This is a genomic window from Halobacillus sp. ABR2_026, from assembly GCF_056158545.1.
The window spans coordinates 1,172,173-1,192,880 of record NZ_JBSWTM010000001.1 but is presented as its reverse complement, the minus strand read 5'-3'; the positions used below and the strand labels follow the sequence as shown (position 1 = coordinate 1,192,880).

Annotated in this window: 23 protein-coding genes; 7 read left to right on the top strand and 16 right to left on the bottom strand. The window is 42.6% G+C overall.

From position 1 onward, the window contains the following. Window positions 1–8: 8 nt before the first annotated feature. The 4 genes from ACXADE_RS06095 to ACXADE_RS06080 all read right to left on the bottom strand — a co-directional run bounded on the left by ACXADE_RS06095 (window position 9) and on the right by ACXADE_RS06080 (window position 1,178). Entirely contained in the window at window positions 9–299 is a 291-nt protein-coding gene (locus ACXADE_RS06095; RefSeq protein ID WP_474979595.1) for a hypothetical protein, read from the bottom strand. A gap of 36 nt (window positions 300–335) precedes the next feature. Then, complete coding sequence (locus tag ACXADE_RS06090; RefSeq protein ID WP_474979594.1) at window positions 336–554, bottom strand: hypothetical protein; 219 nt, start codon at window positions 552–554, stop codon at window positions 336–338. Continuing rightward, on the bottom strand, window positions 551–880 hold the full coding sequence (locus ACXADE_RS06085; protein ID WP_474979593.1) for a DUF1360 domain-containing protein: 330 nt from the start codon (window positions 878–880) through the stop codon (window positions 551–553). Before ACXADE_RS06085 ends, ACXADE_RS06090 begins: the two co-directional genes overlap by 4 nt. A 64-nt stretch (window positions 881–944) precedes the next feature. Continuing rightward, window positions 945–1,178, bottom strand: coding sequence for a hypothetical protein (locus ACXADE_RS06080; RefSeq protein ID WP_474979592.1), 234 nt, complete (start codon window positions 1,176–1,178; stop codon window positions 945–947). Window positions 1,179–1,369: 191 nt separating this feature from the next. Here ACXADE_RS06080 and ACXADE_RS06075 point away from each other — a divergent pair, with 191 nt between their 5' ends. Continuing rightward, complete coding sequence (locus tag ACXADE_RS06075) at window positions 1,370–1,870, top strand: CotY/CotZ family spore coat protein (RefSeq protein ID WP_474979591.1); 501 nt, start codon at window positions 1,370–1,372, stop codon at window positions 1,868–1,870. Window positions 1,871–1,917: 47 nt separating this feature from the next. Here the strand turns inward: ACXADE_RS06075 and ACXADE_RS06070 are convergent, their stop codons facing one another. Beyond that, window positions 1,918–2,457 (bottom strand): CotO family spore coat protein, encoded by a 540-nt coding sequence (locus ACXADE_RS06070; RefSeq protein ID WP_474979590.1) that lies wholly within the window; start codon window positions 2,455–2,457, stop codon window positions 1,918–1,920. Between the two features lie 182 nt (window positions 2,458–2,639). On the opposite strand from ACXADE_RS06070, the gene ACXADE_RS06065 reads away from it, so the two are divergent. Continuing rightward, a complete protein-coding gene (locus ACXADE_RS06065) occupies window positions 2,640–3,662 on the top strand; it encodes an EAL domain-containing protein (RefSeq protein WP_474979589.1) in 1,023 nt (340 codons plus the stop codon). A gap of 61 nt (window positions 3,663–3,723) precedes the next feature. Here ACXADE_RS06065 and ACXADE_RS06060 read toward each other — a convergent pair. From ACXADE_RS06060 to mgtE, 4 genes are all read right to left on the bottom strand, one after another. After that, window positions 3,724–5,051 (bottom strand): IS3 family transposase gene (locus tag ACXADE_RS06060; RefSeq protein WP_474979588.1). Its coding sequence is split into 2 segments (ribosomal slippage): window positions 3,724–4,679 and window positions 4,679–5,051, totalling 1,329 coding nucleotides; the frame shifts between segments, so codons are not numbered across the junction. A 143-nt stretch (window positions 5,052–5,194) separates the two neighbouring features. Then, window positions 5,195–5,974: an enoyl-ACP reductase FabI gene (gene fabI, locus ACXADE_RS06055; RefSeq protein ID WP_474979587.1), complete on the bottom strand. Its 780-nt coding sequence runs from the start codon at window positions 5,972–5,974 to the stop codon at window positions 5,195–5,197. Window positions 5,975–6,314: 340 nt separating this feature from the next. Next, window positions 6,315–8,177 carry a monovalent cation:proton antiporter family protein gene (locus tag ACXADE_RS06050; RefSeq protein WP_474979586.1) on the bottom strand — a complete coding sequence of 621 codons (1,863 nt, stop codon included), beginning with the start codon at window positions 8,175–8,177 and terminating at the stop codon, window positions 6,315–6,317. 15 nt (window positions 8,178–8,192) lie between these two features. Further along, on the bottom strand, window positions 8,193–9,557 hold the full coding sequence (gene mgtE / locus ACXADE_RS06045) for a magnesium transporter (protein ID WP_474979585.1): 1,365 nt from the start codon (window positions 9,555–9,557) through the stop codon (window positions 8,193–8,195). Window positions 9,558–9,812: 255 nt separating this feature from the next. On the opposite strand from mgtE, the gene prpE reads away from it, so the two are divergent. Then, window positions 9,813–10,544, top strand: a complete 732-nt coding sequence (gene prpE, locus ACXADE_RS06040) for a bis(5'-nucleosyl)-tetraphosphatase PrpE (protein WP_474979584.1) — start codon at window positions 9,813–9,815, stop codon at window positions 10,542–10,544. A 75-nt stretch (window positions 10,545–10,619) separates the two neighbouring features. Here prpE and ACXADE_RS06035 read toward each other — a convergent pair whose 3' ends face one another. The 3 genes from ACXADE_RS06035 to yjbM are packed head-to-tail and all read right to left on the bottom strand — an operon-like array spanning window position 10,620 to window position 12,951. Then, window positions 10,620–11,525 (bottom strand): RluA family pseudouridine synthase, encoded by a 906-nt coding sequence (locus ACXADE_RS06035; RefSeq protein WP_474979583.1) that lies wholly within the window; start codon window positions 11,523–11,525, stop codon window positions 10,620–10,622. Further along, window positions 11,491–12,297 carry an NAD kinase gene (locus ACXADE_RS06030; RefSeq protein WP_089653950.1) on the bottom strand — a complete coding sequence of 269 codons (807 nt, stop codon included), beginning with the start codon at window positions 12,295–12,297 and terminating at the stop codon, window positions 11,491–11,493. The genes ACXADE_RS06035 and ACXADE_RS06030 overlap by 35 nt, the downstream gene beginning before the upstream one ends. A 15-nt stretch (window positions 12,298–12,312) precedes the next feature. After that, the gene (gene yjbM, locus ACXADE_RS06025; RefSeq protein WP_474979582.1) at window positions 12,313–12,951 is read right to left on the bottom strand and encodes a GTP diphosphokinase; all 639 of its coding nucleotides are present in this window, start codon (window positions 12,949–12,951) and stop codon (window positions 12,313–12,315) included. Between the two features lie 132 nt (window positions 12,952–13,083). Between yjbM and ACXADE_RS06020 the strand changes: the two genes are divergently transcribed. Genes ACXADE_RS06020 through ACXADE_RS06010 form a run of 3 tightly spaced genes read left to right on the top strand, consistent with a single transcriptional unit; the run spans window position 13,084 to window position 14,999 of the window. Beyond that, window positions 13,084–13,668: a CYTH domain-containing protein gene (locus tag ACXADE_RS06020; protein ID WP_474979581.1), complete on the top strand. Its 585-nt coding sequence runs from the start codon at window positions 13,084–13,086 to the stop codon at window positions 13,666–13,668. Between the two features lie 54 nt (window positions 13,669–13,722). Further along, the gene (locus ACXADE_RS06015; RefSeq protein WP_474979580.1) at window positions 13,723–14,121 is read left to right on the top strand and encodes a globin domain-containing protein; all 399 of its coding nucleotides are present in this window, start codon (window positions 13,723–13,725) and stop codon (window positions 14,119–14,121) included. Beyond that, window positions 14,118–14,999, top strand: a complete 882-nt coding sequence (locus ACXADE_RS06010) for a ClpXP adapter SpxH family protein (protein WP_474979579.1) — start codon at window positions 14,118–14,120, stop codon at window positions 14,997–14,999. The genes ACXADE_RS06015 and ACXADE_RS06010 overlap by 4 nt, the downstream gene beginning before the upstream one ends. Before the next feature lie 311 nt (window positions 15,000–15,310). Here the strand turns inward: ACXADE_RS06010 and pepF are convergent, their stop codons facing one another. The 3 genes from pepF to mecA form a co-directional block, all read right to left on the bottom strand. Further along, window positions 15,311–17,119: an oligoendopeptidase F gene (gene pepF / locus ACXADE_RS06005; RefSeq protein WP_474979578.1), complete on the bottom strand. Its 1,809-nt coding sequence runs from the start codon at window positions 17,117–17,119 to the stop codon at window positions 15,311–15,313. Between the two features lie 65 nt (window positions 17,120–17,184). Next, window positions 17,185–18,333: a competence protein CoiA gene (locus ACXADE_RS06000; RefSeq protein ID WP_474979577.1), complete on the bottom strand. Its 1,149-nt coding sequence runs from the start codon at window positions 18,331–18,333 to the stop codon at window positions 17,185–17,187. Between the two features lie 123 nt (window positions 18,334–18,456). Continuing rightward, window positions 18,457–19,155, bottom strand: a complete 699-nt coding sequence (gene mecA / locus ACXADE_RS05995; RefSeq protein ID WP_474979576.1) for an adaptor protein MecA — start codon at window positions 19,153–19,155, stop codon at window positions 18,457–18,459. 295 nt (window positions 19,156–19,450) lie between these two features. On the opposite strand from mecA, the gene ACXADE_RS05990 reads away from it, so the two are divergent. Beyond that, on the top strand, window positions 19,451–20,116 hold the full coding sequence (locus ACXADE_RS05990; RefSeq protein WP_474979575.1) for a TerC family protein: 666 nt from the start codon (window positions 19,451–19,453) through the stop codon (window positions 20,114–20,116). A gap of 81 nt (window positions 20,117–20,197) precedes the next feature. Here ACXADE_RS05990 and spxA read toward each other — a convergent pair whose 3' ends face one another. Further along, the gene (gene spxA, locus ACXADE_RS05985) at window positions 20,198–20,593 is read right to left on the bottom strand and encodes a transcriptional regulator SpxA (protein ID WP_474979574.1); all 396 of its coding nucleotides are present in this window, start codon (window positions 20,591–20,593) and stop codon (window positions 20,198–20,200) included. Window positions 20,594–20,708: the final 115 nt, after the last annotated feature.

Sequence of the window (20,708 nt, the reverse complement as noted above, 5' to 3'; positions counted from 1 at the left end):
TTGCATTTTCATACAGTTTCGCTGAAGTGGCGCCCTTTTCCTGTCATATTAGAAAGAATTTTCTCGGCTTTGTACGTGGCGGTGGAGTTTTCCAGCTGGTCGATGGCGTGGGTCTTTTCAGTCATATGAAGCGGTGCCGTCTGCCGGCGATCCACTTGATCCTGATGATGGGAACGATTGTCATTGACGAGCGACGCTCTGTGTATTTTATCAAGAGTAAATGGCGAGCGTTCCTGACGGATGATTCTCGTTTGATAATCCTTATACTGATACTGATGGACAGGCAGTATATAGCCCATGTCGACGCCTCCTTTTTTTATCTATACCCTTCCCCCCTACTCAAAGAAACGTTCCATTTTTCCAACTTGTTTGGTCAGGAATTTTTCCATGTCCGTCATCCGCTTGGAGAACCGGCGGTCCCAGGCCTGGAAATCCTTATCCCACTGGTTGAATTTCTTATCTGGCTGTTTAATGATTCCATTCATTTTCGACGTTTCCTCATTGATTTCCTTTAAAACATCAAATAAAGATTTTTCCTTTTTTTCTTCTGTCATTGACGATCAACCCACGCATAAATGATGGACTGTAAACCTGCAAGTGCAAGCAGAAGAACCAACCATTCCCCGTATGGTACGACAAGATAAAAAAGCACCATGATAAGAGCAGACCATACACCTACACACCATTGACAAGTCAAACCTTCACCAATGAAACCTTTAGGCTCAATCCATTCTTCCTCGAATCCCTGTTCATTTTTGACGATTTTCACTTCAATAAACGGCCTGCGGATCCATTCCATGATGTAATCTCTGACCAGAAGTCGTGTCAACCGGAAAGCGGCAAGCGCAAGCAACAAGATTTCCATTACACTAAATGTCATATCTATTCACTCCCATGAAGAAAAAGCCACTACTTCCTGTGTAGTGGCTCACTCTTTATTTTTCTTAAAACCAGCGGAATCCCCCACGGCGATCGGAAGATTCATCTTCATTTCGACGTCCTCTTGATGAACTGCTTTCTTCACTTACTTCTTCTTCTCTATGTCGTCTTGGTCCGCCGAAAAATGGATCAACACGGTCGTCTCTGTCATGACGATCGTGACGCTGCGGTTCGATGACGACATTATCCGCCTTAATGACAAGGTCCTTCACATGGATGACCTTCTTTTTATCAGACATTCCATTCACTCCTTATTCGAATTCACTTTTAATCTATGGCGTTTGCCCCAGTCAGGTATAGTCTCCTGCCCAAGAACCACAAAAAAAGTGAGGTTGGAGAGAAAAGAGACAAATGCCCACACCGACCCAGACACATTTCATATTCTAGTAAAGACAATACGTCAATGCGTATGGAAAGGGGAAATTAAAAAATGAGCTGTGGAAAAAAATACGATTCAGGTTCATGTGTGATTGATATTCTGAAAGATATCGTAGATGCACAGAATGATGTCATGCACGATTGCACGACAAGCTGTGAGCGTTCAATCGCAGACCTTTTGGGTGATACTGGTGGAGGTTCCGGCTTCGATACAGTCCCTGTCATCCTTTACTGCAAAGATGGATGCACACCTTTCAAAGGCTACGGATCTAAGCGAAGCGGTGAAGAATGCCACGTCAAAGGAAGCTTCTTCTTCAGAGTTAAGTCTGTAGATGACGATGGCTGCGCAATCCTTGAACTTCTTTTCGCTGATCGCTGGCATGATGATGATGACGAGGATGAAGTTGAAGGATCCCGTCGTCACCGAGGATTCGATCCGAAAACGCCAGCTGACCAAAGCTGCAGAAATCTACGTGCTTCAGGAATCTGCATCACAGTAGACTTGAACTGCTTCTGCCACGTAACGTGTCTACCAGCAGCAGCAACTCTATAATTCTGTAAAAAACCGCGCACAGAGGCGCGGTTTTTTTATTCTTTTTTTCAAAAGCCTAAAAGTCTAATATCTGTAATGTCTTCAAATGATATTTCCCTTTGGAACGGGCGTTGAAAGACCTTCATGTGAACCATGCCATCTACATAATCCGTTATATACCCTCGAAAACTCTCTTCCTCCGTCGACACTTCGCATTTCATTTTCGGCACATGAGGGGAAAGGTTGAAGAAATACAGAACTTTCTCCTCTAGCGTCATGTCATGAAACCGCTGCCTCCGTTCCCGCGGGGCATCCTTCTCTGGTTTATCTTCCGTACTGACGGCTGAAGGGTCACGCGAAGGTTCATTTCCTCCTCCATCTGATGTATTCAATTTAGCCAATTCCTGGCGATGAGGGGAATTTCGGCGCATCCGAATTTCTTGTTCGTTTGATGGGACTTCTACAGGTGGCTGTACGGATTTTTGTTCTGCTTCTGAAGGACGTTGACTTCGAAAGCTGGTTTGCATCGGAACTTCCGCTGGCTTTATGCCTTTTGGCTGAACAATATAAAGCATCGGCTGCTTAGCAAGTCGCTTTTCGTCTGCCATCAAAATCTCTCCTTTTCCAATCGGTCATCATTTTATGTATATGCCCAAATGGCAGGCCATGTTCACTTTTGGCCTTTTCTGACAAAACCTCTAAATTTTTTACAAAATATTTACGAAAAACTCAAACCCTTTTACCCTAAAATAGGTATGGTAGTAGAAGATTATTTATTAGGAGTGTTTTCATGATCGTTACTCGACATCGAGAATGCAAGTCGCCCCAGGAAGAATTAAACTACTTAATGAGAGAAAATAAATTAATGATTCATTACCAGCCGATTGTCGATTTGAAGCGAGGAGCAATTTACGGATATGAAGCACTGACGCGGTTTCCTTCAAATATTCATTTCAATCACCCCGCGGCCCTTTTCCAAGCGGCAGATGAAGCGGGACAGCTATTCCAATTGGAGAAACACACTCGTGAACTTGCTATAGAATCCATCCATACCTATTTATTGAACCAGCAATTATTGTGGGTGAATCTAACACCGAATGTGATCCATGACCCCTCCTTTGAACCAGGGTTCACCCATTCCATTTTGAAACAAACCAACCTCTCTCCCGATCAAATCGTATTTGAACTAACCGAGCATTCAGCCATATCAGATTTTCACAGTTTGAAAGAGCTGTTGGAACACTATCGTAGACAAGGCTTCCGTGTTGCCATAGATGATGTAGGTGCAGGTTATTCCTCACTACAAATGATTTCAGAATTAAAGCCTGACTTCCTGAAAATCGACCGATCGTTAATAACTGAAATCGATCACTACCGGGAAAAACAATTCATGGTGGAGGCTATACAACATATTGGAAGAAAACTAGGGGCAGGTATCATTGGTGAAGGTGTGGAAACAGAAAAGGAGTGCCTCCATTTGAGCCAAATGGGCATTTCATTAATGCAGGGATATTATTTTGCGAAGCCTGACTATCCGCCCTGCGCTCTTCAAAACCCTGTCCCCGATCAAGTGAAGCAGCAGAATAACACAGAATGGTATCCTTTGAAGATTTCAGAGCATACCTCCTTCTCCGACCTTATGGTATGGCTGTCTAAATATAGTGGAAGTTATGACCATCATTTCGCTCTTTTACAGGATGGAGAAGGGAAAGTCAGCATCCCATTGCCAGATATCATAAAGTTCGCGGGCTCTTGCCACGCGAATAAAGAAACATTCATTTCCCCCCGACTTCGTTCCTGGCTGGTCAAATAAAAAACCCCCTTCTCTGCATATTGAACTGTAACCTCAAAAATGGACAGTTTAATAAAAAGTGCTAGGCTGCTAGTAGGTGACCTCGGTATTGTACCGGGGTCATTTTTTGTAAGGACCACTGATATCGACCTTCATTGTAATACTCCATGTATTCTTCAATCGCTTGCTTGACTTCAAAAACAGAAGTGCATGTTTTAAAATCTATCCCATCTTTCATGTGCCCGAAGAAGGACTCCACCGGGGCATTATCCCAACAGTTACCGCGACGGGACATCGACTGATCCAAACCTAGATTACTGACTTTCTTTTGGAATTCCGGATGCGTATAGTGCACGCCCTGGTCGGAATGGATAAGACAGTCTGGGTGGGGAATAAAGTCTTCGCGTTCCATTAAGTTATCAAGCGTCGTGTACACAATGTCCATCTTTAAGGATGTTGAAAGATGATAAGCTAGTATTTCTCTTGTTGCGCCATCTTTAATTACGGATAAATAAGCTTTCTTCCCTTTCGCATAGTAGATATAGGTAATATCTGTTAGAAGGACTTTGTGTGGTTCTTGTTGATCGAATTGACGCTCCAATTTATTCTCGCACGTCTTATGCTCTTGTGTTGCTTGAGCGATTTGCTTATAAGGGTTTGATCTCCGAATACGGCACACCAGACTGTACTTCTTCATAATACGGCGGATACGCTTATGGTTCATCACAACGTTCTCTTCGTTCTCTAAAATCATTTTGATTTGGAGGGCTCCCACTTTTCCATTTTTCCGGATATACACGTTCTTAATCAGCTTGTAATCCGCCTCATCTTTCTGCTCTCTTTTTGCGCGGGTACCTTCTGATTTTAACCAATTATAATAACCAGAGCGACTGACGCCCGCTAACTCACAAAAATATTGGACCAACTCTGGGAAATTATGATCTCTTACCATTTGTTCAATAAGCTGAAATTTTTCTGATGTCGTTACTTGTTCTTCTTCGCCTGCCTTTCGAGTTCGTCGAGCTTTTTTACGAAGTCCAGCTCCGCCTCTAGATACGCAATGCGCGCTTCTGCTTTCTTCAGCTTATCTTCAGAGGAAAGCTCTTTTGATGAGGGGCGCCCTGTCGCACTTTTCCCTCGGCGTTCGGTGTAAAACCCATCTTCTCCGTACTTCTGAAACGTTTCTCGCCAGCGCTTTATACATTGTTTTGGCTTTTTAACACCAATAATAGAGAGATCGAATCCATGTTCGACAAAGATTTGGTGAGGTCCTTTCCCTTTCTCGTTTTCCTTCACAGCTTTCACTTTGAAATCAGGAGAATAGGTGATGGATCGATCTGAAACTCTTAAGATGTTTGGGTTGGACTCAAGTTCTCTTCTTTGTGATTCAGTAAAAATAATCTTAGGCATGTTTATCCCTCGCTCGCATTAGTTAATTCGATTATAAATGGACAATCGAGGTCATGAAACACAAAAAACCCCGAATAAGGGCACTTTTTTATCAGTGTCCATTATTCGGGGTATAGTTCATATAGGCAGGAAAGGGGGTTTTTTTAATAAGCTACGATACTAAAGCCGGAATCTACGTGAATCACTTCACCCGTTACTCCACGGGAAAGGTCACTCATCAAATAATAGCCTGTATCTCCGACTTCCTCTTGAGTAACCGGACGGCGTAATGGCGCACGTTCCTCGATAACTTTTAGGATCTGGTTGAAATCACCGACTCCTTTAGCAGAAAGCGTACGGATCGGCCCTGCTGATATAGCATTGACCCGAATGTTATGCTTCCCAAGATCGTTAGCCAAATATTTAACGCTTGCATCAAGACTTGCCTTAGCGACACCCATGACATTATAGTTTTTCACGACCTGCTCACCGCCGAGATATGTGAGGGTTACGATACTTCCACCATCAGTCATCAAAGGTTGAGCTGCACGAGCTACAGCCGTCAGAGAATAAGAGCTGATGTTGTGTGCGGTGAGAAAACCGTCACGGCTTGTATTTAAGAACTCATCTTTTAATTCTTCTCTATTTGCAAATGCAATGCAGTGGGCAAGACCGTGGATTGTTCCTACGTCGTTCCCGATTTGTTCGAACGTTTCGATGATGGCCTCATCATTCGTTACATCACATTCATAAACAAGCGATTCTTCGCCACCTTCAAGCGTGTCTGCAAGATCCTGAACGGATTTTTTGAACCGTTCGTTTGCCACGGTAAAAATCAAACGCGCTCCAGCTGAATGAAGGGAGCGGGCAATTCCCCAGGCAATGCTTCGTTTATTCGCGACACCCATGACAACATAAGTACGTCCTTCTAATGAAAAGTTCATATTTAATACCCTCCTCGAGGTAATAGGCTCTGAATTAGTATTTGTTATTAGTACCTGCTCCTATTTTAAACCATAAACTTTTGAAAAACAAACACCCTTTTACCCTTCCCCTATTTCCACATACATAAGCCCATTCTCTATCCAAAAATAGGATATACCAATGGATTTCACTCAATATATTAGCCGTTTCTTTGAAGACTCCATTTCGAGACATTAGTTAAGGGGCTGGGGGGAATGGATCACAAAAACATCTCGAAACTGAGTTTTCAACTGAAGGGAGTTATAGGGAAGAAGAGTAAAAAAACCGCTGTTTCTCGTGATGAGAAGCAGCGGTTGAAGGTTAACACCATTCACAATATTCAAGTTCCATTTTCAGTTCTTCTACGTACTCATGAGAACCGGTCACAATTAAACGGTCACCCATTTTCAATTCTGTATCCCCATGAGGGACGATGGAATCTTTCCCACGGAAGATCCGCACCATGATGACATCTCCCGTAAATGGAAATTCACGAAGGTGGATCCCGTTATAAACGGAATTGTTCATGTTGATTTGATAAAGGGCACTATCTTGTTTCGTTAGAATATCTACAACATTCGGAGCCTCGATCATCGCTTTCAGGAGAGCTTTTGATGACAGGAATACAGAGAAGACATTGATATTCAGGTCTTTCATTTCCTGAGATAAATCAGGGGATTCCACACGTACGATGATACGCTCAACCCCTTGTTCTTTAGCATACCTGGCGATTTCAGCATTTCGCTCTTCATCACCGGTGGATGCTACAATCAAGTCTACATCAAAGACTCCGAGTTCTCTCATTTTTTCCACGTTGTACCCATCTAACTCTTTAATATCAAAGCAGTTCCTACTAATTCTTTCATCGACTTTATCCATCTTTGTATGATACAGATGGGTTTCATACGATTGGATATCGAGCTCCCGCACAACAGGTAAGGTCATACGGTTCGATCCGATGAACGATACGACTGTCTTGTGGTCTTCGTCCTCAAAACGGCCATAAACCTTCTTGAAGACAATTGGTGCCACTAGACATGTCAGCACTGCCACAAGGATCAGGGCTCCTTCCATTTGATCATCTATCATTCCTTCGCGCTTGCCGATCGCAGCGGCAGCAATGACTAAGGAAAGAGTAGAAGTCAGGATGAATCCTGAACCGAAGACGGTTTTCTTATCGTACCATTTACTTAAGATCAAGGCAGGGACAATTTTTGATACGAGCAGAGCGATGAATAACAGTGGAATTAAAATCAGCACACGGGAGTCTGTGAATAGACTCCAAATGTCAATCTCTACTCCTACCATCACAAAGAAAATTGGAATCAAAAATCCATACCCGAAGCTGTCCAGACGCTTTACCATTTCCGGGTTAGGGGACAGCAGGGAAACCAGAGTACCTGCTAAGAAAGCACCTAGAATATTCTCTGCTCCTACCGTTTCAGATAAAGCTACTAGTAAAAGGATAAGCGTGAATACAGCCCTTGTATCGATTTGAATGGTCCCTTTAGCCATCGTCTCGACGAATGACTGATGCCGGAACTTTTTACCGATGTAATAGAAGAGAACACCTGCGGCGAATAGAATAAGCAGTAACCACGTATTCCCGCCACTTTCTCCATAGATGGAGACGAAAACGGCAAGCAAAATCATTGTAACAAGATCGGCAATAACAGCGATAAGAAGAATGGTCTGACCGATTGTTGTCTTCATCATTTGTGCATCCTTCAATGTCGGCACGACCACCCCCAAGGAAATGGTGGAAATGATCAGCGTCATCAAGAAGGCATTGTCAATGAAACCGCCCAACACGAATAGGTAAGAAAGTGCCAGGGATATGGCGAATATGCCAATAAAGACAATGGTAGCCACCCACACAGGGTTCGGAGCTCCTGTCCCCTGGTTTTCCGGCTTCGCTTTCTTCTTTCTACTTGCAAATATAGAAAAATCAATTTCCAAACCACTAAGGAACATCAAAAAAATGAATCCCAAAGTAGACAGTATTTCTAACCAACTTCCCTGTTCTACAATGTCAAATCCACTTTGACCGATGATTAATCCTACGATGATTTCTGCGACTACTACCGGGATGACGTTCAATTTAAATCGGTGTAGTAAGATGGGAGTTATGAATGCTGCGATAATTACAATAACTAAAGAAGTTACTGAAGCGCCATGTTCCATACTCGCCCTCCTTCCTTAAATCAATAAATTCATGAATGCTGTCGCAAGTCCAAAGTAAATTAAGATGGAAATTAAGTCATTTACTGTAGTAATGAATGGACCTGAAGCAACAGCAGGATCGATCTTTAAACGATGCATAAGAAGGGGAACGAGAGAGCCGGCCAATGTTGCTACAACCAAGGTCATAAAGATGGACAATCCAACTAAGGCACCTAAAAAGAAGTTTTCCTGCCATATATATACAATGAGAGTGATCAATACACCGCAGGACAATCCTGTTATGATTCCTGTGCCTGCTTCTCTCATCATCATTTTCCATTTTCCTTGTTTCTCAATTTCCCCGGTAGCTATTCCGCGGACTGCAACGGCCAGGGCCTGCGTTCCTGTATTTCCGGCCATTCCGGCAATCAAAGGAATGAAGATCGCGAGAATAGCCACTTGATCCAAGGTGTCCTCAAATCGACCGATAAGACTTGCTGTCAGACTTCCTAAGAAGAGGAGGATGACCAGCCATGGCAGACGCTTTTTTGCTGATGCAAAAGCATTATCATCAGGGCTGTCGACATCAGAGACGGCTGCGAGTTTAGAATAGTCATCGCTCGCTTCTTCTTCCATAACGTCCATAATATCGTCAACCGTAATGATTCCAAGAAGATGGTCTTGGAAATCTACGACCGGAAGGGCCAGGAAATCATAATCTCGTACCATACGTGCGACTTCCTCCTGGTCTTCGCCGACTGAAACCGATACCACTCGTTCATTCATAACATCGGAAATCAACCACTCTTCTTCTGAAATAATCAAATCCCTCAACGAAATAACACCGACGAGCCGTTTATCTTCATCAATGACGTAAGTATAATAAATCGTTTCGGCGTCAGGGGCTTCTGTTCTCAGATGGACCATCGCTTCCTTGATCGTCATACCGGCTTTAACGACAACAAATTCTGTGGTCATAATGGAACCGGCTGTTTTTTCTTCATAATGAAGCAGGTCTTTGATTTCGTCTGCTGCATCATCATCCATGATGGTCAAAAAGCTTGCCACTTTATCTTTATCTAATTCGTTGAAAATATCAACAGCATCATCCGTAGACATTTCAGCAAATACCTGCGCAGCAAAAGTCGGGGCCATTTCCGTAAAGTAAGGTTCAATTTCTTCATAATCGATATGCTCCATAACGTCGGCCACCTCTTCAGGTGAGAGGTAGGTGTAAATCTGCAGGCGTACATCCTGTTCCAAACCTTCAAATATACGGGCTTGATCGTAAGGGTGCAACTCCAGAAATTCAGCTCGGAACTGATCGATGTGATCATTGAATAAAGCATCTTTTATATTCGTCCATACTTCTTGGCGCTCCTGGTCATCTAAGTGTTCCATAAGCAACCCTCCCCAGCGTCTATTTCGTTTTTGACCGTTTAATCTTAATGGCGAAGAACGTGTTTGTCAACGAAAGTTCTTCATTTCATCCAGTCAAATCCATCACATAAATGTAGTTTAACAGAACGAATCCAGATAAGGGAATAGACATGTCGTATGTTTAGTATTCCAAGCCCCTGGGAAAAATATCTCCCATATCGACGACTGGCATGACGAGTGGATAAATGCAGAACAACAATCAAAAGGAGAATGAATATGCGCTATGATATCATCGGAGACGTTCATGGTTGCCTGGATGAATTGAAAGAATTATTCAATAAGCTAGGGTATCAATGGGAGGACGGGCTACCCGCACACCCTGATAGACGGGTTCCCGTCTTTGTAGGTGATATCACAGACCGTGGGCCCTTATCCATTGAGTGTATACGGCTTGTTCATCAGCTGGTCATGGAAAAAGGTGCGCTTTATGTCCCGGGAAATCATTGCAACAAATTATACCGGTTCTTTCTTGGAAACCCCGTCCAGGAAAAGCATGGCCTTGAAACCACTTCTGCTGAATATCGTTCGCTTCCAAAAGAAGATCAGGGTACCATTAAAAACCAATTCCAGCAACTCTACGAACAAGCCCCTTTGCATTTGATTCTGAATGACGTGCATGCAGTAATTGCTCATGCAGGAATTCAGGAAAAAGATATTGGATATGAAAGTAAAAGGATTGAAACATTCGTTCTTTACGGAGACATTACCGGAGAGAAACTTCCAGATGGACGACCCGTTCGAAGAGATTGGGCTCAGCACTACTCCGGAGACCGGTGGATTGTCTATGGACATACCCCTGTTCGGGAACCGCGCTTTGTTCATAAGACCGTGAATATCGATACAGGCTGTGTATTTGGAGGAAGCTTAACGGCTTTCCGGCTTCCAGAAGAAGAAATCGTCCAAGTTTCCTCTTCCCTGCCGTTTGTAGAGGAAAAGTTCAGATATTAAATGGAGCAGGAGCCTCAAGGCCCCTGCTCCATTTAAAAATGCTCCGTACTATTGAGGAGTAGACATCTTCAATTTTCAGACAAGCGCAGACCAGTTCATCGGAGGCTCTGAAAGGAATGTCATCTTCTTCTTCTTCCATGGATGAATAAAATGAAGACGCTCACAGTGAAGAGCCTGTCCTTCCACCCCATCTATTTTTCGGGCGCCGTACAACGTATCTCCTGCCAACGGGTTACCGAGGGAAGACATATGGACACGAATTTGATGAGTGCGACCAGTCAGAAGTTTAAACCGCATCCTCGTGTAAGAAGCATTGGTTTCCAATCGTTCATACCGCGTTTTGGATGGTTTCCCTTCCTGGGAAATCATCCTTCGTATAATGGAATCTTTTGCACGGGCAATCGGTGCATCAATAATTCCTCTCTTATTTGGAAAATTCCCTTCTACAATAGCTGTGTATTGACGGGAAATGGCCTCTAAATTTTTCGTTAGGAGCATATGACTATACGCATGTTTCGCAATCAGCATCAATCCTGACGTATCACGGTCAAGCCTTGTAACGATATGAACGGTGCAGGGGTACCCCTTTCGCTCATAATCATAAAGCAAATAACTGGCGATCGATGCTTCATTTGGATCACCCGGAGGAACGACCGGGATGCCCGCCGGCTTGTCCAGCACGAGGACATCTTCATCTTCAAATACCACAGGCAGATCACCTTCATGCGGAAGAATCAATCCTTTTTCTTCTTCAGGAAACAAGACCATAATCTCGTCGCCTTCGGTCAAAGAGTGCCATAGATCCTTTTGAATACCGTTAATGAATACCGAACCATCTACCCGCACCTTTTTTAACAATTGACGGGAAAACTCCCCAGCTTTCCAAAGAAAATCGCGGACGGACAAACCGGAGTATGCTTCCGTAATCTGCCATTCCTTTCTTACTTTAATCGGAGTAATCATCGGCGACAAACGAGTCATGGACCCGTTTCCAAAACGGGAACGGACGAAAACGTGCAAAACGCACTTTTTCTTCGGCTACACGACACTGAATCGATTTTACATCTTTATAGGTTCTCGTAATATGATCGATGGTGAAGAGGAAACTTCGATCATGCTTCGGTTTGAACATGCATGTATGATGGCTAGGGAGGATTAAAGGGGATCCAATCGTACGGAAAACCCGATTATTGATCGATGCCATCTCTGCGATTTGGAATGCCTCAAGAGAAGGGTGAAGAATTGCTCCACCAAGCGCTTTGTTGTAAGCTGTACTACCGGATGGTGTGGAAACGCACAATCCATCTCCGCGGAAGGTTTCGAAATGATCACCTTTAATCTCAATATCCATCACGACAGAACCTTCGGATGTTTTAATCGTACACTCATTCAATGCGAGATAACGATCTTCTTCCCCTCCACTTTTTGGGCGGATGGTGACTTCAAGGAGTGGATACTCGACTACTTGGAAAGGCGTCTTGGCAATTTCTATGATCAGCTTTTCCAATTCCTCTGGCATCCAGTCCGCATAAAACCCGAGATGCCCGGTATGTATCCCGATGAAAGCTGTTTTATCCAATCGATGGACATACGTATGAAAAGCCTCCAATAATGTCCCATCTCCTCCGACGGAAATAGCAAGGTCCGGTTCATCTTCATTGTATTCCAACTTGAACTCCGTCAAATAGTTCTTGATTTTCGATCGGATTTCATTCGATTTTTGGTCACCTTTTGAAAGGATCGAGAACTTCATCGCTCCACCACTCCTTTATGTTTTTCTAGGATTTTTCTTTTGTTCTTCTTTTCTTAAAAATGCACGTTGGGCTTCTTGAATTTCACTCTTTATTTTTGACATTTCCTCATCAAGTTGAAAAGCGGCTTCACCGGCACGTTTTAGCCTTGATTTGATTTCTGCTGGTATTTTCCCTGAGTATTTGTAATTCAATGAGTGTTCATTCGTCGCCCAGAAATTCATCGCAAGTGTACGGATTTGAATTTCAGCCAATACTTTCTTTTCGCCGTGGATCGTTTCAACTGGATAACGGATAATGACATGAAAAGATCTGTACCCACTATCCTTTTTCCTTGAAACATAATCCTTTTCTTCAACGATTTCGAAATCATGACGGTTCCGCAGCATAGTAACGACAGCATAAATATCATCCACGAATTGACAGACGACTCTCACGCCGGCAATGTCCTGCAGTTCTTCTTCGATGTGTTCAGGGTTGATCGCTTTTCGCCTTGCTTTCTCTATAATACTGGACTTCGGTTTGACGCGTCCGGTTACGAACTCGATCGGAGATTGCTCCTCTTCGTATTCAAATTGACGACGCATCCCTTTTAATTTTATTTTTAATTCATCAACCACTTGTGCATAAGGTGCTATAAATATATCCCAATTCATCAAGCAACCACCTTTATGTATCCAATCTTCATAGTAATTATGTGCGTTTTGTTCATGATTCATTGTATCATAAAGTTAGCCTGCAAATTAAGCAGAGCGCCTGACAATAAACCACGATCAGGAGGTCTAACGATGACACAGGAAATTGAAATTGAATTTAAAAACTTATTAACAAAAGACGAATATGAAAAAGTTTATCATTTTTTACCATTCAAATCAGTTGAACTCATGGAGCAAACCAATTATTATTTTGAAACAGAAGATCTAACCCTTAAGAAGCAGGGAGCCGCTCTAAGGATCCGTCAGAAAAAAGGACAGTGGACATTGACTCTGAAGGAGCCTCACTCAGACGGACTCCTGGAAACCCATGACTCATTGACAGAGAAGGAAGCAAATCTCTGGATTCAGAACAAGATGACAGATAAACCCCATGTATCCAAACAATTGCAGGGGCTTGGGGTATCCTTAGGCCACTTGAACTATTTAGGATCCCTGACCACAAGACGGAAAGAACTGGACTATAAAGGAGCGACCATCGTCCTCGACCACAGCCTTTATTATGACAAGGAAGATTATGAGCTCGAAGTGGAAGCCGGGACGAAAGAAATCGGTCAAAAAGCCATGGAAGAAATCCTGCACGCTTGCAATATTCCAAAGCGAAAGACAGATAATAAAATCAAACGTTTCTATGATAGAAAGCGACTGCAATCAGAATAGTTGCCGTATTTCAACCCTCATTGCTAAAATGATGAACAGACAGGAAGGGATTTTATGCAACAAAGAGAAACGTTTTTTGAAGAAATCGGAAAAGATAAAATAGATGAACTCGTGGAAGCTTTTTATAAACGCGTCCAACAACATCCGGATCTTATCCCTATTTTTCCGGACGATTTCACAGAAACCATACGAAAACAGAAGCAGTTCTTGACCCAGTTTTTCGGAGGCCCTCCTCTTTATGTAGAGGAACATGGCCACCCTATGTTGAGGGCCAGGCACCTGCCCTTCAAAATTACACCTGCCAGAAGAGATGCATGGCTGTCCTGCATGTCTGGCGCGATGACAGAGGTAGACATCCAAGAACCTCATCGTTCTTTTATGTTCGAAAGGCTCACCATGACAGCAAACCATATGATGAATTCACCAGACGATGAGAAAGGAGAATCGATGTGAGTTGGAAAAGTATGAACAGTGACAATGAAACTTCAGGAACGACGAGCGGCTTTTTCGATCTGTTGAAAAGACCGATCGAAATATACGTATTCATTGACCCTCTCTGCCCTGAATGCTGGTCACTCGAACCCTTTCTTAAAAAGCTCACGATCGAATACGGGCGTTTCTTTACTCTTCGACCGATCATCAGTGGTAAACTGGCATCCCTATATCAGAACAAAATCAAGAAACCTGAAAATTTGAAGGAAGCCTGGGATAAAACCGGTTCACGTACAGGCATGTGCTGTGATGGAGATGTGTGGCTTGAAAACCCTGTTTCCTCTCCTCTTGCCACAGCCCTTGCTGTTAAAGCCGCTGAACTCCAGGGAAAGAAGGCAGGCGTGCGCTTTCTTCGTAAAGTTCAGGAGTATGTATTCTTAGAAAAACAAAACATTTCGGACGAATCTGTCCTTATTGAATGCGCAGAGAAATCACGTCTGGATGTAACGGAATTCAAAAAAGACCTTCACGGGGAGCCCGCCCGGCGTGCACTGCAGTGTGACTTAAAACTCGCCCGTGAAATGGAAGTGGACTCCACCCCTACAATCGTCATCTTCAATGAATCGGAGGAAGATGCCGGTTTAAAAATTACTGGTCTTTACACGTACGACGTGTATGTGAAAGTGTTGAAAGAAATGCTGCAAAAAGATCCAAAGCCTGGAATGAAACCAGCTTTGGAGGATTTCTTGCACCACTATCGCTTTGTTGCCAACAAAGAAATTGCTGTTGTGTATGACTGGACCGAACAAGAAGCCAAACGAGAAATGAAGAAACTTGTTTTGAGACAAAAAGTGAAGGAAATCCCGGTGAAACACGGGACATTCTGGCAGTATATTTAAACTTGAAAACTCCCGTTTCCGGGAGTTTTTCTATGTAGAAAAGTCATGGAACACCATTCTCCTCCATAAAATGTATCATGGAGGTGTGAAGATGAAAGTTTGGATGTTCATTTTTTTCCTTCTCCTCTTCCTTCTTCTTGGAGCTTTTCATTTGTTTGCTCTCATGAATTTATATCCGGTCTATATCAGTTCCCCTCTGTTGGTGATCGCCATCTATTTGATCATATCTATGCCTTCTCATAAAAGGACTTTTCGAGGATTTAAATAAAGGGCATCAGCAGAACATATTGTCCTGCTGGTGCCCTTTATCATTATTTATTCAAGAGTTCTTCCATTTCATTTAGTTTTTCTTCGAATACATCCAAAGCTGCAAGGATCGGTTCTTTTGAAGTCATATCCACACCAGCCTGTTTCAAAACTTCGATTGGATAATCACTGCTTCCGGCTTTCAGGAAATTCTTGTAACGTTCTACAGCAGGCTCCCCTTCCTCAAGGATTTGCCCTGCCAAGGCTTGCGCCGCTGCATAACCGGTTGAGTATTGGTATACATAATACCCCATATAGAAATGAGGGATCCGCGCCCATTCAAGCCCGATCTTTTCATCAATGACAATATTGTCTCCGAAATATTTCTTATTTAGGTCATAGTAAATTTCCGTTAGTTTCTCTGCCGTTAACGCCTCTCCATTCTGGGCCTGCACATGGATTTCGTGTTCAAATTCCGCAAACATCGTCTGACGGAAGACCGTCCCACGGAACCCTTCCAGGAAATTATTCAACAAGTACAGCTTCTCTTTTTCGCTGTTCGTCTTCTTAATCATGTACTCATTTAGAAGAGCTTCATTACACGTAGATGCCACTTCCGCTACAAAAATCGAATAGTTACCATAACGGTAGGGTTGGTTATTGTGTGTATAATAACTATGGAGGGAATGCCCCAGTTCATGAGCAAGCGTAAATAAATTGTTTACGTTATCCTGCCAATTCATTAAGATATATGGATTTGTACCATAATGTCCTGATGAATAAGCCCCGCTACGTTTGCCCTTGTTCTCTTCTACATCAATCCATCTGTTTTCAAAGCCCTCTTTCACAATGTTGACGTACTCATCCCCAAGGGGGGCCAGACTTTCAACAACCAAGTCCTGAGCTTCCTCATAGGAAACTTTCATCTCTGCATCTTTTACAAGAGGAGTGTACAGGTCATACATGTGAACTTCATCAAGGTCCAATACCTGTTTCCGAAGCTCTGCATAACGGTGTAATAATGGCAGGCGTTCATTCACTGCTTCGAGAAGATTGTCATATACCGTTTCCGGGATATTGTTGCTGTCCAGTTTTGCCTGACGTGCTCGCTCATATTTCCTCACCGAAGCGTTGAAGTTATTCTTTTTCACATGACCGCTCAACGTTGAGGCAAATGTGTTCTTGAACGATCCGAATGTATCGTACATCGCATGGAAAGCGGATTTTCGGACTTCGCGATCATCCGATTTCAAAAAGTTAATGTAACGACCATGCGTAAGGTCCACTTCTTCGCCTTCCTCATTTTTAATGGCAGGAAAAGTGAGGTCAGCATTATTTAGCGCTCCAAATGTCTGGGAAGGATTCGCTCCTATCTCAGAAAAGCCTGCCAGGAGCTTTTCTTCTTTTTCACTTAATACATGTTTCTTTTGACGTGTAATTTCGTCCAAAGTATGCTCATAAAGTTTAAGTGGCTCATGAGATTCGATGAAGTTCTTCACTTTCCCTTCAGGTAGCGCAAGAATTTCGGGCACAATAAAACTCATGGCTGATGCGATTTTCGTGTATAGATTCTCTGCTTTCGCATTCATCTCCTGATAATGGGAGTTCGTTGTATCCTGATCGTTTCTCATATGAGCATAGGTGTACAATAAACCGATTTTATTAGAAATTTTATCCTGAAAAGAAAGGAGCTCATACAGCTGTTCCGCTGACTCTCCAAGCTTGCCCTGAAAATTTTCTAATTCAGGAAGAAGCTTCTTCGTTTCTTCTAATTCTTTATACCATTCTTCATCTGTCGCAAACATAGCTTCAAGGTCCCATGTTTTTTCAACAGGTATTTCTTCTCTCTTAGGTAGCTCTTTCGCTGAAGACATCCTACATCCTCCTTAAAAATAATTCGTCACCCTAAAAAATTCTCGATTCACCTGCAAATCCCTTCCTAAATCTTAATTCTTTGTAAATTTTTCAATCGCTGCAACGTTTCGCAGTCGTCTTTTAGCGCATCATCCAAACGTTTATGGAACGTCACCTGCTTCTTCTTGATGTAATTATTCTTCCCTGTTTTTTCTACGATATTTAATTGAGCGAGCAACTCTAAATATTGAAAGCTGAAATCTGGAGAATATCCATTCGGAGTAGGAGGAACTTCCAATCGGGGGAATTGAACATACGAACCAACGGGAATGTCCTGGAAGTAATCGATAAACAAACGGGCCTGCCAGAGATAAGGCTTTTTCTCAAATTGTACCTGGCTCCGTACAGGCAGATAACAAATACTCGGGATTAAAGAAAAATGGTATCCTCTTAAATAAAGGTACTGTCGATATTGCCTTTCCTCAGAGCTGACCTCCCGTTCGTAAACCGTCCGGTTCCTGTACCATAATCGCTCAATTTCAGATAATAAACGATGGTTACTTGAAGATGGCGACCCTGTGGTAAATAATTGATGAAAAGAAAGTTTGTGAAGAGAGGAAGAGGAGATGTTCGCGGCCAATCGCCTGCCACCTGCTGATTGAGCATGGGTGACCACAGTGAATAAATCTTTGGAAGCATGAAAGTAAAACATCTGATAGTCATCATTGAAGTAATATAGAAATGTGCGGGTGAAATCATTGAGGGTAATGGGGGAATGAAAATGTTTGGGTCCGAGAATCCAAAAAGGAAAAATTTCCGCTTCACGATAACTGGTCGTCCGTCTTAGAATGTTTTTCTTAGGAACGGCAGCACATTGATATTCGATTGCAATTCTCTTTTCATTTATAAGCATATACAAATCGGGCCTTTGTTGAATCTCAGGCAAATACGTTTCAATGGATACTTCATAGCCCTGGCCTTTCAACCACTGGAACAATTTCCATTTTCCACGTTCATGTTCAATACTCTCCCCTCCTTTAAACGCTGAACAACGACTTTTTGGCACGTGGGCAAAATGAGGTACAGTACGGTCTCCTGAACGAATGTGCAGCAACTCATGGCAAACGGGACAGAAATAACAGGCCTTTCTTTTCTGCTCAATTTCCACCCTGGTTAACGGATATAAGGATTCCAGGTCTCCCTTTGCATTCAATGCATATAACACTTGATTCATCACCTCCACTCCCTTTCTATTCGACAATAACCAACAAATCCCTGCCATGTCCCCTCAACATTTACTATCCTTCAGCTGAATTTTGACAAAAAAATAAGCACACGCAATTGTGTGCTCGTTGAATTAATCAACAGGAAAATATTGTTTCACTGAATCTAAAGCTTGATGGTCGAAAATTGTCTTCCCGTACTCTTCCAACCTGTGAATCGTAAGAGAGGATTCATGTCCATATTCCATTAATTGACTTAAGACATTTTCCTGGTCATCATCACTCATATTTTCATCATTGAATTGAATATATAAATAGTAACGATCTTCAAAATGGAATAAGCGCTGTTCCATAGAATCTGTAGCTGTTACGTAATGACTTAATTGGATAACATCCTCAAATTCGTTGAACTTCAGGGTAAAGGTCAGAGGTTCATCCGAATCCTCTTGATCCTCCTCATCGTCACCTTTTTGATCGTAGTCTTCTGAAGAATGGAATTTATCATCAAGCAGTGACTCCAGTTTTTCATCCACTGGAACATCAATTGCCTTACCGTCATCATTCGGTAGTTCGAGCTTTTGCCCATCCTGGGATACTTGAGCTTTAGTAACGATCACTTCCAGTCCTTTGTCCATCGCCTGGACTTGGATCCATAAAGGGCCATCCGCCTGAAAGTTTTCCTGATCATTCACTTCATCCATCATTTCCCAAAAAAGCTGCTCACTTCGTTCACGGTTATACCAAATCTCTTCTCGGTCAAAACCTCTTTGTTCTACATCTTGATATGTCACGTAAAATTTAACGGTATTTTCATTAATGCGTTCGATTTCCATACGTTTCTCTCCCTTCTTGTCATGTTTTAAGGGGGAAGGGAACACTCACCCTTGTGGCGCTTATAAAACCTTACCCGTTAGGCCAAAGCTTCAACCGTCATGATGTGTAGATATAAGGGTTGATGTAATTCTATTGTATGACAGCAAAGGCTGTTTTGAAAACAAAATGCTCGATTTCAGCATATGACCCATTGCGTCATGAATAAACTTGGAAATAAGGCCTCATTTGGTTGATTGACTTTTTATTTTAGCTTATTCCCTTAGGTTTGTCACTACATAGCAGGAGGATTTTTCAATGAATTGGGACTTGCTTGAACCATTACTCATTATTATCAGTATCGATATCATCCTTGGAGGAGATAATGCCGTAGTCATCGCTTTAGCCAGCCGTAATTTACCGCCTGAGCAGAGGAACAAAGCGATTCTGCTCGGGACAGGCTTAGCTATCGCTGCGAGGGTTCTCTTGACTATGGTTGCTCTTTATCTTCTCCAAATTCCGTTCCTTCAATTAATCGGTGGGCTGCTTCTTATTTATATTGCCATGAAACTGCTGACTGATACAGACGAAAGCGATCATATTAAAGCAGGCGATAGTCTGGCAGCCGCTGTAAAGACGATTGTATTCGCTGATATCGTCATGGGGTTCGATAATGTTCTTGCTATTGCAGGGGCCTCCCACAACAACATCATTCTCGTGATCATCGGTTTGTTAGTTTCTGTTCCAATCATCGTTTGGGGAAGTCGGGGTATCCTCATGCTTATGGATAAGTTTCCACTCCTCATTTACTTCGGGGCTGGAATCTTAGCCTATACAGCTGCTGAAATGGTGATGGAAGACCGCTACATCCTCCAGCACATGGAAGACTACCCATTCATCCATCAATGGTTCTCCGTTGTAATGGTTATTGCAGTCATTACTTTAGGTTATTTCTCCAACAAACGAAAAGGCACGGCAGTCTAACGAAAAAACACCCAATTTTGTATGTATATAGAAAATAAAAAAGCTGTGCCGGTATATATTACCTTCACAGCTTTTTATTTATTAATTGACTAAGCGTTGAGCTTCTTTCAATTGGAATGTTCGTACACTTCGAGGCAAGAAACGTCGGATTTCATCTTCGTTATAACCTACCTGCAGTCGTTTGTCGTCCAAAATGATTGGTCGGCGCAGCAACCCTGGATTTTCCTGGATCAAGTCAAATAGATCCTGCATTGGCAGTTGATCAAAATCCACCTTAAGCTTTTGGAAAACCTTCGAGCGTGTTGAGATGATTTCTTCCGTTCCATCCTCCGTCATACGAAGAATTTCTTTAATCTCATCCAACGTGAGCGGCTCAGAAAAAATATTACGCTCAGAATATGGAATATTGTGCTCTTCGAGCCATGCTTTGGCTTTACGACATGATGTACAACTTGGTGAGGTATAAAGTGTAACCATACAGAAACTTCACTCCTCAATATTTTATGGTAGAACTTTAATTGCTTATTTATTTGTAATCAATATAATCTAACCATGGTTCTACTATAACACACCTGTCAAGTTTTATCTATAA